Below are 13,280 nucleotides of genomic sequence, written 5' to 3'. Positions count from 1 at the left end.
AGAGATCAGAGTCTGATATTTCGGTACCCGGCTGTCTGCGAGAGACCCTTGGGCTTTCCGTCCCACCATCGCTGGTGGTTTAGTATTATCGTTTATCAGAAGATACTATTTGCTTGTGCAAATCAATATCGTCTGATTCCCAAACATAAGCAGTGACTGCCGTCACCTGATAAGGTGCTATTGGTTGATCCGGGAAACTATTCGTCCGCTGACATCGCGAATGTTGATACGAAGCCCCGCACCGGGCAGGGCATGCGTTGCGCAAGACTGGCAGGGATCAAAGGCGCGGAATGCCATCTCCACCCGGTTCAGCAAACCTTCACGCACCTCTCCCCCTTTGATGAATTTACGGGCCGCTTTTTTGATGGCGAGCGATATCGGTCCGGCGTTGTTCTGGGTGGCCACAATCAGGTTAACCATGGTCAGAATGCCCTGATCATCGGTCTCGTAGTGATGAAACAGGGTGCCGCGCGGCGCCTCGACACAGCCGATCCCTCTGCCGGTAAGGTTCAGATCGAGATTGCGCGTTTCATTGCCTGTCAGCAACGGCTCGGCAACAAGCTCTCGATTCCGTTCCGCTGCCTGCAGAGCGCAGATCAGTCTGGCCCAGTGGCTTGCCAGAATCTGGTGGGTCGGCTGCTTGCCGAAGAAGCTGCGAAACCTTGCCAGTTCGGCCTGGGCAAGCGGAGTCGCCATGGCATCGGCCACCGTAACTCGCGCCAACGGCCCGACCCGGTAGAGCGACGAATCGGCCCCCTCGATTAGCCCTTGCCAGCCTTGTTCCTTCAGATAGGTCAGCTTAACCGTAGTCCACGGAGCAACCCATTCGGCAATCTTATCGGCGTAATCATCACCAGGAAAACAGGTGACCTCGCTGCCGTCAACTCCGACCACCTTGACCGTGCCGTCGTAAAAGGAGACCCGGTCACTGGCGTCCACCAGCGCCATTGAACAGCAGCTAACAGCATAGGCGTCGTCTTCAATAAGCCCTCGGCAGACGTTGTCGCCCAGCACCCGCTCCCTGAAGATTTCCAGAGCCTCCTTGACAAAGACAACGCTGGCATTGGCGGTTGCCGCAAGCCATGGTCGCTCTTCTTCCCTGATCCCCCGTGGCACGCCGCCCGGAACACCACCCTCGGGGTGCGGCGCCTTGCTGAAAAGCAACCGGATGATATCGCGGTTTTGCCTCCGGATATCAAGCAATCGCCTGCTGAAATCCTTTCCCAGTCGTTCCATGACCCCGAAGATGTTCCGCTCTGCCGGGTCGGCATCAGGCCCGACAATGAAATCGGGCGAAGCCAGGAAGAAAAAGTGCAGCAGATGATCGTCTATAATAGAGGCATTATACTCCAACTCCCTGACCAGAAGAGCGGTTGGCGGCGGCGCAACATTGTAAAGCCGGTCCAGCGCCTTGCAGGCAGCCATGTGGTGCGCCGACGGGCAAATCCCACAGATCACCGGGGCAATGCGGGTCATCTCCTCTACCGGCCTGCCGACGCAAAACCGCTCGAAGCCTCGCAGCTCCAGCACCTGCCAGTAAGCATCGCTGACATTTCCCTGCTGATCCAGGAAGATTTCGATCCGGCCATGCCCTTCCAGACGGGTAATCGGGTCTATGACGATCCGTTGGCTCATTGCTTGTCCTCAGCTTCAAGTTTCCGCGCCCCCAGGATCGAGACTGGCTGGGTAAAGCGGCAGGCATAGCCGGCCGGGTCGGCAATCGCCTCGACCAGTGCCCGGAATTCCGCCTCGTCGCCAGGTGCCAGCAGCGACGCCAATGAGGCCAGGAATCTCGCCCCGCTATCGCATACCCCTGCCACCGGTCCGAAGCACCCCCGGCATGGCGCATTGACGCTAAGGCAGCTCCCGCCGCACCCATCGCGGGTCACCGGGCCGAGGCAGATAACACCATGAGCCAGAAAACAGGCTTCGGGCTCGACCACTGTTTCGTGAGGACGGCTGACCGTCTTGAGCTCCATCCGTGCTGGCTTGGTACGGTTGCGGCTACAGGAATCACAAAGTGACTTGGCGGAAGCGAGGATACTCCCCGGTGGCGGCGGCTGGTTCCCGAGAAGCCCCTGGATCGCGCCAAGCAGCAAATCAAGCGGCGGCGGGCAGCCGGGAAGGTAGTAATCGACTGCAACGACCTGGTTCAGGGCGTAGACATGGTCATAAAATTCAGGAAGCTCCAGCTGTTCGCCATTCATTTCGCAGTTACGTTCCGGCCTGATCCTTTCCGGGTTGACAACCGTCGGAGCTTCACCGTAAACCCAGGCCATGATCTCGCCTTTCGGCCTGAGATTGGCCAGCCCGGGGATCCCCCCCAGACAGGCGCATGCCCCACAGGCCAGAACCACGCACGATTTGGCACGGAGCAGTTCCGCCATCTCCCGGTGGGCGGAGTTTCTGACGCACCCCGAAATTATGGCAAGCGCCAGACTCTTATCCGGCAACGCAGCGAGCCGATCATGCTTGAAATCGAGGGCTACAGGCCAGATAACGATCTCGACCGCCTCTGCCAGTTCCAGAAGCGATTCGCCCAGGTCGATCAGGGAGGAATCACAGCCGCCGCACGCCCCGAGCCAGTATATCGCAATTTTCGGCCGGTCATTCATAGCGCTTTGAGCCTTTCGGTGAACTCCTGCACCAGAGAGGCAATGCTCTCCCCTGTAGGGTCATTGCCGAAATGGATCGTCAAGCGCCGCGGGTCTATGCCGTGGGCATCGAGCAGCGCCTGCAGCAGCGTTACCCTTTTCAGGCATTGCCATTCACCCTCCTGAAAGTGACACTCACCCCTGGTACAGGCAAAAATCAGCACGCCATCCACTCCCATACGAAGCGGTTCAAGCAGCGCCTCTGGCTCGATGCTGCCACAACAGACAACTTGTTCCCATGCCTGCACCCCGGCAGCAATTTGATCCCGGGGTCCCTGATACCCCCAACCGAACCGACAAGAGATGACCATTATCTGAGGCAATCGGCTCATCAAAATAACTCCACCAGACTTTCGTCGATACCTTTGAGCGTCTCGTACCAGAAATCCTTTGCCGCTTCCAGCTTGTTCCTGTCGAACTTATCGACCCATTGTGCAAGTTCAGGATGGTGGTCGTTGTCCACATCTCTCTTCCTTTTCAGGAATGAGTGGACAAAATCCAGGGAACGCTCCGATTCCCAGAAAACTGGGCAATTGCGGCTGTTAAGCCGACCAGCGAGCACGTTCACCGCATGAAGGAACTGGTCCTTACTGTTGTAGATGGAATCCATCACCTCAGGGAGCAGCTCTTCGGCCCACCCCCGATGAAAGCGGCATATCCCGAGATTGTCCAGGATCAGCTCCTTTTTCATCCGCTCTGCGCACCGCCGCCCCAACTCCCTGGGAGGGATGAAATCGTTGGCGTAGACCATGTAATATTTTCCCATGACTGCCATCGGCGCCAGAGCGCCCGCAACCCAGTACTGGTTGGGGACCATCCATCCCCGCCGACTGAAAGCTATGTAGACGAGACTGTCATGAAGCACCCTTGCTCTCCCCGGGGAATGAATTCTGCTCCACTTACGCACCCCTTCCCGGAAATCAAGGATCCCACGTCGTTCAAGTATCGCATCAATCAGCTCGCAGCCGAGTTCTGCATTGTGCATGGAGTCAACAATCGGGTCGAATCCAGCCAGATTCCACCTGGGGAACCGGGTGACGCCAAGCTCCTCACTGGTTACCAAGCCGGTTTCGAGAAGCTCCATCAGCCAGGCAAGCACGCCGCCGCCGGAGATGGCATCGAACCCCATGGCGTCACAATGGTGATTCAATTTCTCTGCAGCCCGCTGGTCAAAAATACCGCACAGCGGCCCCATGGTCTGATACGGCTCGTAATCCTTTTTGAACTCACCATTCATCTTCTTGCAGACCGCTACGCACGGCTCGCCGCAGGTTGCCTGCTGTTTTAGGGCTATTGTCTCCTCATTGAACTGTTTCAGATAGTGGTCCACGATAAACCGTTGGTGCAGTTCCAGCCGTTCATCCTCTGACTGGAAGATCGTACGATAGTTGAAAGCCATGATCCTGCCGCCCATGGTGGCATAGTTGACACCAAAGGTGCCGCCGGTGCCGACTTTCTCGTCGTAGCGGTACTTGCCGGTAGCCTCTAGATCCTTGTTCATCAGCCGAAGGCTGTACTTGTTCTGGAACCATTCATCCGCGACCTTGTGGTCCCGGAAATCCTCGTCAACCACGGTACCGCCATAGATGACCGCCACTATGCCGTGGTGCTGTACCATAGCGCTGCCGAAGCCACCGCGTCCGGCCCAGGTATCAACGAAGCTGATTCTCCCTTTTGAGATCGGCACCGACATGATGCCACCCATGTCGGTCTGTAAGGATGCCGGGCCGCTTGTCAATATCCGCGGATCGGTCTCGTATCGCCCGCCGAACATCTCATAAACCCTGTCTGTAAGGGCATAGACCCCTTTTCGCCCCGTCTTCCAGATCGACTCGACATCCACCGGCACCACCTCAACCTCGATCTCTTCGCCATGGCTCCGGTTCAGGTAAAGCACCGATGGCACAGGAGCCTTCCCGACCAGGCTCAGCATGTTGATCCCCAGGTTGTCGAACACCAGGCCAGCGCCCCCCATGGAGCTGAGGTAGTACCCTTGCCAGCACGGGGAGTAACCGGTCACCACCATCCGGTTTGAACCGGGGAAAATTGAGCCGGCAAAGATGCCCACCCCGAAATTGAGACTCCGGTATTTCTCCACAAGATGGATACCGAGATCAGCCGGGCCAAAGTAGCGGTCAAACCCGTATTTGCCGGTCCGGTAAAAGCCGGTTGCCGGGTCCACAAAAAGAACTCTTTGATACATCTCCATGCGATACCTCGAAGTTATTGAGACGCTACTGCCTTGGTTTCAGTCTTTGGAACGAGCCGTCGGGCCGATACCGGGCAGGCAGCAACGCAAAGCCCGCAGCCGCGGCACAGCTGCCGGTCGGTCACAGAGATCAACCGGTCACCCAGCCTTTCGATAGCGACTGCCCCGAACGGACAGGCGGTGACACAGATTCCGCAACCGCTGCAGCGCGCCTCGTCAACCTGGCAGGTGTCAATGTCGGTCCGGATACCTGCGGCAATGCACGCTTCGCATGAGGCGCACGGCCCGCAGGTCAGGCAACGCCTGGCCTCGGCAATCGCCTCTTCCAGAGAAAACCCCTTTTCGAACAGATGGAAATTAAGCCGCTGATCAGGGGGTAGCGATCTGGACTCAGGTGCATGCCGGTAGTCACGCCTGACAGGAGGTTCGGCAGAGACATAGGGAGCCTCCCGCCCCTGGCCAAGGTCTGCTCCCTGCACAAAACGGTTTATCGACTCGGCTGCCTCGATGCCGTCGGCCATGGCATCAACCATGAAGCCGATGCGCAACATGTCACCACCGAGGAATACGCCGGGCTGTCTAAGACTATGCAAGGTGAGCGGATCGACAGCCACCTTGCCCCGGTCGTCGAGCAGCCCCTCATGATGGAGGAACCGCCGCTCTGGCCCCTGGCCGACGGCTATGATCAGGAGGTCACCTGGGATATCGATACTATCGGAGGAATCGAAGACCGGATTGAAGCCATGCTCGTCAAAAACAGCGGTGCAGCGTGGCGCCGAAATACTGCTGAAGTTGGCCCCATCGGTGTTTATGGCCGCAACACCCCTGGAATAAACGATCTCGACGCCCTCCTCTATCGCAGCTGATACCTCATGCGGGTCTGCCGGCAAGTGATCTTTCCCGGCACCGGATCCGGATTCCAGGCAGACCACCCGCGTTATACCGCCAAGCCGCCGGGCGCTTCGGGCGGCGTCAAAAGCAACATTGCCGCCGCCGACCACAATAGCCGTGCGTCCGCAGAGATAGCCATCAGGTAGGGCGTTATGGGCAAGTTCGTACAGGAAGGAATGGCCGTAGATGACACCGGGGTGCTGCTGCCCCGGCACCGGCTGCCCCTGGTATTCGAGGATACGGGGTGTCGGGCTCCCTACGGCAATGAAGATGGCGGCAAAACCGTCATTACGAAACCGGTCCAGGTCAAACCCGTGATCGCCCAGACGTGAGCCGTAACAGACTTCAATCCCGGCAACCCGCAACAGTGAAGCTATGGCAGCATCCAGCATTGGCTGAGGGAGGCGGTAATGGGGGATCAGGCGGAGAGCGCCGCCAAGAGTGTCACTCGATTCGAAGATCACAGGCCGGTAGCCTCTTCCGGCAAGCTCGTAAGCGGCCATTAGCCCGGCAGGACCACCGCCGATGATCGCAATCCTGGCACGCTCCCCTCGTGGCAATGGCTCTATCGTGCTCAGCCGCTCGACATAACTTTCCGCCACAAACCGCTTGAGCAGCCGTCTCTTGATGGCCCCGCCGTGCTCGGCATAGCTGCATTCCAGCTCGCAGATGCCGCAGACATAGCCACATACGGTAAAGAAAGGATTTTCCCGAAAAAGGGCATCGCCGATTTCAATGATTTTTGCGGCAGCAGTTTCAGGGTCGTGCGGCAGGAGGGAGAGTAGGACGTTGGTCCGTTGTATCTGTTCGTGGATCGGGCACTTTACCTGGCACGGAGGGAAAAGACAGATACGCTCAGTCTCGCCATGACTTTTCTGTACGACGCCCTGCCGCGCTGGCATGGCTAACCCTCGTGATCTGTTATCAGGCGCACCTGGCGCTCATGGAACCAGTAATACCAGCCCCAGTTGAGCAAAACCAGGATACGGTTTCTGAAACCAATGAGATAATAAAGATGCAGCAGCAGCCAGGCCAGCCAGGCCGGGTAACCACGGAGATTCAGACCATGGGTGGTTGCTACGGCGGCACTCCGTCCGATAGTTGCCATGCTCCCCTTGTCGTGGTAACGGAACGGCTGGACAGGCCGACCCCATTCGCGGGCCAGGATGGTCTTTGCGACATGAATCCCCATCTGCATTGCCACCGGTGCGACCATCGGCAGGGCGGCGCCATCCTGTTTCAGAAAAGCCATATCACCGATGACAAAGACCTCAGGATGGTCCTTGAGCGAAAGATCGGGCTGCACCGGAATCCGGCCGCCAGGCCCCTGTTCAACACCAAGCAACGCAGCAAGCGGTGCGGCACAAACACCTGCCGACCAGAAAAGGGTGCGGGTCGCAATCGTTGTGACGCCATCCAGCTCAACCGCTGTGGCACTGGCCGAGGTGACCTTGCGATTGAACAACACCTCCACCCCCATGGTCCTGAGCTTGTTGACGGCATAGGTGGAGAGTTTTTCCGGAAATGCCATAAGCAGCCGGTCAGCAGCCTCAACTAGCATTATCCGGGCTTCCCGGGCATTCAGTTCCGGATAATCCTTGGATAGCACAAAATGGACAAGTTCAATAAGCGCTCCGGCAAACTCCACACCGGTTGGCCCGCCACCGACAATAACAAAGGTCATCAGCGCCTTGCGGGCTTCAGGGTCAGTTTCAGCAACGGCCCGCTCAAAACTGGTCAGGACGTGGTTGCGCAGTTGCTCGCCATCCGCAAGCCGCTTCAGGTCAAAGGCATGCCGCGCCAGTTCCTGATTGCCGAAGTAATTGGTGACGCTCCCGGCGCCGACTACCAGATAGTCGTAAGAGATTGGCCCTGAACTGGTCTCGATAGTTTTCCCGTTCAGATCAATAGCAGTGACTTCGGCCAGGATGAACCGGGTCCGGGGCAGCCCGCGGACCATCGCTCGTATCGGGTAGGCGATTGACTCCTGTTCGAGACCGGCCGTGGCAACCTGGTAGAGAAGCGGCTGGAACAGGTGGTAGTTGTTCCGGTCAACCAGAACCACTTCTACTCCTTGACCTGCCAGCTCCCTCGCTGCGCGGACTCCTCCGAAACCCATGCCGACAACAACAACTCGCTTCATATGTTTCCTCTCATGACTTGAGGATACCCTGTTTATAAGCGTGTGCAAGAGTTGCTAAAAAAGAAAAGCCCCGTCGGTTTCCCGACGGGGCTTTGGTGAAGCAGTGCAACGCATCTGCTATTCGCAGAGGTCGACCTTTACGTCCCAGTTCTTGAGCTTCATGGTGCCGTTCTTCTCAAGGTTGAGGTGCATCTTGAATGCGCGGTCCCACAGCTGCGGCTCATGGCCAACATTACGCTTGAGGCAGTCGGCTTCAGCAATATTGAGGTACTCGGTTAGCTGTGCTTTGTAGTCCGGATGAGCGCACTTCTCGATGATTTTTCTAGCGCGGTCTTTTGGAGCAAGTCCGCGAAGGTCGGCCAGGCCCTGCTCGGTGATAACGCAGTCGAGGTCGTGCTCGGTGTGGTCGATGTGCGAACAATGCGGAACAACGCAGGAAATACCGGTCGGATCAGTCTTGGACGGACGCGACGACGGGGTGTGCATCATCTTCAGGAAGCCGTTCCTGAGGAAGTCGCCGGAACCACCGAGGCCGTTGATCATACGGGTACCGCCAACGAGTGTGGAGTTGGCGTGGGCATAGATGTCGATCTCAACCGGGGTGTTCATGGCGATACACCCGAGACGACGGATCGGCTCAGGAGCATTGGAGATGGAGAGCGGACGCAGGGTGATCTTGTCAAAGTACTTGTCCATGTTGGCAAAGAAGCGTGGGAAACCCGGCTCTGCGGAGAGAGAAAGCGAGCAGGAAGATGCTGCATCGAGTTTGCCCGAGTCGAACAGGTCAAGCATGGTGTCCTGAAGAACCTCGGTGTAGACAGTCAGGTTTTTGAAAGGACCTTTGGCAAGGCCACCGATAACGGCATTGGCAATGGAACCAACACCTGACTGGAGCGGCAGGAGGTTCTTCGGCAGGCGGCCTGCCTTTACTTCCTGGGTAAAGAATTCGATGACGTGGTTGGCGATTGCTTCAGAGGTATCGTCCTGCTCTGCAAAGGCGCGTCCCTGGTCGCGGAGTTTGGATTCAACAACGGCGATGATCTTGTTCGGGTCGCAAGGAATCGAAGTAGAACCGATGCGGGAATCAGCCTTGGTGATATCGAAAACCTGACGGTTTGGCGGAGTGAGCGGGGTGATCAGGTCGTGAATCCCTTCGAATGAAGGCTGTCCGGTGTTAACCTCTACAATGATCTTGTCGCAGATCATGAGGATTTCAGGGATAACGCCGCAGGAAGAGGTCGGAACCAGGCTGCCGTCTTCTTTAATTGCGGAAACTTCGATTATGGCGAGGTCAAGCTTGCCGGTTTCGGAATCCTTGGTGTAGAAACCGTAGCCGAGATCCTGAGCAAAGAGGGAGAGGTGCTTGTCGCCCATCCGGATGCGCCCGGCATTGATGCCTGCTGCTATGTTCTTGCCGGTCTGGTATGGCCAGCGGCGATCGATCATGTCGTTGATTGCCCAGCGGTCTTCGGTCTCTGCGCCGACAGAAGCGCCGATAAAGAGGTTGAATTTCAGCTTGCCCTGCAGGTTGTTCTTCTCAACGTGCTCGGCTACTGCGATGGGCACCACTTTCGGGTAACCAGCCGGGGTAAAACCGGACCAACCGAGGTTCATGCCGTTCTTGAAAAACTGAACGGTTTGCTCAGGGGTCATAACCTTGTTCAAAAGGGACTTGCATTGTACGCGATCTTGCAGTGTGCCGTACTCAGACATCTTCTACCTCCTGTTTTGATTTGGTGTTTACAGCCAAAAGCCGGGCAAATGATACAAGCCATCGTGTAACTGGCCGTATTTCTGAGATAAGATAAAAACTGTCGGTATTCTGTATACAGGAAAAAGTAGAACCGGATTCTACTCAAGCGGATAGTCATAGTCAAGATAAAAAAAGGTTAAGCGGGCTGCCAGTGCCGGATAATTAACCTCGGCGACAACCACCTGGTTGCGACTGCGGCGCGATAACCCTCTGGGACCTGAACCTCCAGGATTTGCCATCGGCCTGTCTCTGCCGGATCCAGGCGCTGGCCGATCAATGCCGGTTGGTCACCCGGCTTCAAGGAGACATCGAAAGCGTTCAGAGGAGTCGCCAGTCCGGTACCGATTGCCTTCAGATAGGCCTCCTTACGGGTCCAGCAGCTGTAAAACCCCTCCAGAACCAACGCTTCATCAAGAGAATGCAGCTCCCTGATTTCTCTCTCTGAAAAGAAACGCTCAGCCAGTCGCATAAAAGGCCTTCCTGGACGGGCAGTCTCGATATCCACCCCTATCGGGAATGTGCGGTTGATTGCCAGCAGGGCCAGACTGGAGCTATGAGAGAGATTGAAATTAATATCGGGGAGACCGGTATTCAGCAGCTCAGGTTTGCCATGGGGGCCATAACCGAAGTTGAGATGTTCCGGGGAGATGGAGAGTGATTCTCCCAGGATTTTCCGTAAAAATCCGCGGGCAACGATAAAATGGTCCTGCATTTTCCTGATGCGCAGCCGATCGGCACGCTCTCTTTCGTCATCTGAAAGATAGGCACGAAAGGTCTCAGTGCATCCGGCACCGTCATCAAGGTCGATGAGCCAGAGATGGATCTCTCCCGGCTCCGGCTGAATCGAGGGGACAACACTCATGGGGCTGGTGAGGGCGGATTTGGGGCAGTTTCCATAAGCGACTGCTCTTCCGCCTGGCGCCAATTAAGAAACGCCAGCAGCTCGGCATAGGTGCCGAGGCTCTTGATCAACGGAATATCCTTTTTAACCGATTCGTCATAACCCTTGAGCCTGGCGTTAAACCCGCCGGCCTTGCTTTTGAGCCCGGCAACGCTCTCTGCAAGGTAGCTCTTTTCTTTTTTGTCTGCATCTCCCCTCTTCATCAGCGACTTGGCCTTGGACCAGTATTCATCACTGCTCAATACATAGTGGTTCATGCTTTCCAGAAAAGAGAGCGCCGAGGCCGACAGCTCGGAGGTGGTGACCAGCTTTGCCTGCAGATCGGTCATATCCCTGAGCAGCTGTTCGTCGGCAAAGCGGCTGAGTTCGTTGATTTCCTTACCTTTGTCAGGGCTCCGGTCAAGGGCTTCAACTCGGTCCACAAATAGTTGCGACGTGGTGAGGAAAGAGGTTATGGACTTGGATGCGGCACTCAGGGACAGGGTGAAATGCGAAACGAACTTGGTGAACATGCCGGCCTGTCCCGCGTAGGGAATCGGCAGCACCTTGGCAAAACCGGCAGCCATTGACCCTGCCTCGATATACTTTGAATATCCAGCAACGCTGCCGGACATCCAGGTAACATATCCCTGAAATTCGTTCATTGCCAACCGCTGGATCTTTACCTCGGCAGCTATCTCCCGCAAGCGTGAGGTCATGCGGGAGTTAAGTTCGGCTGCAGTCAACGCGGGGGTCTGCAGCCTGCTCACCCGTTCTTTAAGAACAGTATTTTCCTGCACCAGTGCCTGCAGCACCGCTTCCTGCTGTTTCAGGAAGTCAGGGCACGACTCTTCGGCATGAACCAGTGGTCCGGTGGCAATGATGGCACCGGCAATAACAAAAGCTACAATGCGTAACATGGGCAGTCTCGCAAATTCAGGATTGGATTAATTCGGGTTTATAACTGATGGCGGAAGAAAAGGCAAGGTCAGGGAAGTCACCCTGGGTGCTGGCCGCCCGCAGCGGCATAGAGGTTCTCCCAGTAAACCCGGTTTTTCCCCTGGTTCTTGGCCTTATAGAGGCAGGCATCGGCATGGGAGAGCAGACTGTCAGTCGTTGATGCGTCAGAGGGATAACCGGCAACCCCAAGGCTTATGGTCACTGGCCGATCACTCTCATGCCCCAGGAGCGGAGAGAGTTCCTTGAACACTTTTTCCCTGAGGCTCTCGGCGACCAAGAAAGCTCCTTCCAGCCTGGTTTCCGGGAGAATAACCGCAAACTCTTCCCCCCCGTAGCGGAAGGACAAATCAGAGGCCCTTAGAGAGCTGGACAGAATCTTGCCCAGGCTGGCCAGCACCTGGTCACCCTTCGGATGACCATAGGTGTCGTTGAGTTTTTTGAAATTGTCCACGTCTATCATGATAATGGAAAGCGGCTTCGAATAACGACGGGCGCGAATCATTTCATGCGGGAACACCTGCATGAAGTAACGGTTGTTGTACAACCCTGTAAGGGCATCGGTGAGGGCCATCATCTTGGTGCGGCTGTGAAGGCTTGCATTATCGATGGCCATGGCAGCAAAGGAGGCCAGCAGGTCAAGATGGTTCAACTGCCGGTCTTCCAGCAGACGAGATTCAAAATCATACAGATACAAGATCCCGACCGGCCTGTTATGCACTGCCAAAGGCACGCAGACCATGGCTGTGATCCCCTCCGCCGCAAGCTCCACCGCAGGCTCCGCCTCCTGACTCATATCAGGGGAATAGCGGATCGCATAATCCTGCATCGCCATCCGGGTCAGGGCATCACCCCTGCCGAGAAGCGGCCAGCGGTCAAGACAGACGAATTTGTGTGAGAGGCCGGAATGGGCATGCAGCACCATCTCTCCAGACGTTTCTTCATAAACGGCAAGCATGCCTGAAGGCATCCCCATGAAACTTAGGGCACTATCGAGGATTCGGTCGAGGACCTGATCCAGCTCCAACGTTGAGACGACCGTCCTGGCAACGCCGATAAGATCGGTAAGGTCCTGGATGTGAGCTTCAAGTTTTCTGTGTTTTTCTACCATCGATTAGTACTTTGCGGAGAGCGGTCCTGCTCTGAGAGATCAGGCGAAAGGTCGGGGAGCAACGAAAGGGCATCTTCCACCAGGGCACCGGTAATCAGCAGATGCATGGCCCGTCGCCCCCGCTCGGAAACGGTCTCATTCCCGGAGAAGGAATATGCTTCTGCCGTAATATAGGCAGCAGCTCGTGGGTAGCGCTGCCGAAGCTCCATCAGACGGGCCGGAGGCAGGCCGCGTTGCCGGTATTCAAGCATGAGGCTGGCAGATCTCTGACATGCCGCGTAGGTATCCTCGGCATCGCGCAGCTCTATCAAACCCGGCAGGTTCTGCCAAAACATCGGAATCATTGATGTTTCATTAAGGTGAGTCTTTTTTTCAGATTGGGCAACGGCCGCTTGCCAAGCCTCCTCGGCTTCTTTGATTATTACATGGTTACTGAGCCCAATATTCAGGTACCGGCTCGGATCACACCCCATCATTTTCAGATGTTTGGCGGCAAGAGCAGAAAGCGGTGTCAACTCCTCAAGAGCTACGTAGACACTGTTCGCCCCCTTGACGATGCATGCTTTTCGCTCATCGACATCGACCAGGATCTTGTAGTCATTTTTTTTAAAAATCGTCTTCATGAGTTACAGATATACATCGGTTGCAGAAGTCGGTTGATTTAGCATTTTTTCAGCCTTGA

11 protein-coding genes and 1 riboswitch are annotated in these 13,280 nt (G+C 56.3%); all 11 genes read right to left on the bottom strand.

What is annotated here, in order from left to right:
• Window positions 1-19: 19 nt before the first annotated feature.
• Window positions 20-94: riboswitch (cyclic di-GMP riboswitch) on the bottom strand.
• Window positions 95-177: 83 nt separating this feature from the next.
• Window positions 178-1,635 (bottom strand): Ni/Fe hydrogenase subunit alpha, encoded by a 1,458-nt coding sequence (locus tag KI809_RS13570; protein ID WP_214172105.1) that lies wholly within the window; start codon window positions 1,633-1,635, stop codon window positions 178-180.
• Complete coding sequence (locus KI809_RS13565) at window positions 1,632-2,615, bottom strand: NADH-quinone oxidoreductase subunit B family protein (RefSeq protein WP_214172104.1); 984 nt, start codon at window positions 2,613-2,615, stop codon at window positions 1,632-1,634. The genes KI809_RS13570 and KI809_RS13565 overlap by 4 nt, the downstream gene beginning before the upstream one ends.
• The gene (locus tag KI809_RS13560) at window positions 2,612-2,986 is read right to left on the bottom strand and encodes a hydrogenase iron-sulfur subunit (RefSeq protein WP_214172103.1); all 375 of its coding nucleotides are present in this window, start codon (window positions 2,984-2,986) and stop codon (window positions 2,612-2,614) included. The genes KI809_RS13565 and KI809_RS13560 overlap by 4 nt, the downstream gene beginning before the upstream one ends.
• Window positions 2,986-4,863, bottom strand: a complete 1,878-nt coding sequence (locus tag KI809_RS13555) for an aldehyde ferredoxin oxidoreductase C-terminal domain-containing protein (RefSeq protein WP_246559407.1) — start codon at window positions 4,861-4,863, stop codon at window positions 2,986-2,988. The genes KI809_RS13560 and KI809_RS13555 overlap by 1 nt, the downstream gene beginning before the upstream one ends.
• Before the next feature lie 14 nt (window positions 4,864-4,877).
• Window positions 4,878-6,656 (bottom strand): FAD-dependent oxidoreductase, encoded by a 1,779-nt coding sequence (locus KI809_RS13550; protein ID WP_214172102.1) that lies wholly within the window; start codon window positions 6,654-6,656, stop codon window positions 4,878-4,880.
• Window positions 6,657-6,658: 2 nt separating this feature from the next.
• Complete coding sequence (locus KI809_RS13545; protein WP_214172101.1) at window positions 6,659-7,897, bottom strand: NAD(P)/FAD-dependent oxidoreductase; 1,239 nt, start codon at window positions 7,895-7,897, stop codon at window positions 6,659-6,661.
• Between the two features lie 117 nt (window positions 7,898-8,014).
• Window positions 8,015-9,610, bottom strand: coding sequence for a succinyl-CoA:acetate CoA-transferase ScpC (gene scpC, locus KI809_RS13540; protein WP_214172100.1), 1,596 nt, complete (start codon window positions 9,608-9,610; stop codon window positions 8,015-8,017).
• A gap of 176 nt (window positions 9,611-9,786) precedes the next feature.
• Window positions 9,787-10,512 (bottom strand): 4'-phosphopantetheinyl transferase family protein, encoded by a 726-nt coding sequence (locus KI809_RS13535; RefSeq protein WP_214172099.1) that lies wholly within the window; start codon window positions 10,510-10,512, stop codon window positions 9,787-9,789.
• Window positions 10,509-11,450, bottom strand: coding sequence for a hypothetical protein (locus KI809_RS13530; RefSeq protein ID WP_246559406.1), 942 nt, complete (start codon window positions 11,448-11,450; stop codon window positions 10,509-10,511). Before KI809_RS13530 ends, KI809_RS13535 begins: the two co-directional genes overlap by 4 nt.
• 77 nt (window positions 11,451-11,527) lie before the next feature.
• Window positions 11,528-12,598, bottom strand: a complete 1,071-nt coding sequence (locus KI809_RS13525; protein ID WP_214172098.1) for a GGDEF domain-containing protein — start codon at window positions 12,596-12,598, stop codon at window positions 11,528-11,530.
• Window positions 12,592-13,221: a hypothetical protein gene (locus KI809_RS13520; RefSeq protein WP_214172097.1), complete on the bottom strand. Its 630-nt coding sequence runs from the start codon at window positions 13,219-13,221 to the stop codon at window positions 12,592-12,594. The genes KI809_RS13525 and KI809_RS13520 overlap by 7 nt, the downstream gene beginning before the upstream one ends.
• Window positions 13,222-13,280 lie beyond the last annotated feature (59 nt).

It is taken from the genome of Geoanaerobacter pelophilus, from assembly GCF_018476885.1.
GTDB lineage: Bacteria > Desulfobacterota > Desulfuromonadia > Geobacterales > DSM-12255 > Geoanaerobacter > Geoanaerobacter pelophilus.
This window is presented reverse-complemented; position numbering and strand designations above follow the sequence as displayed.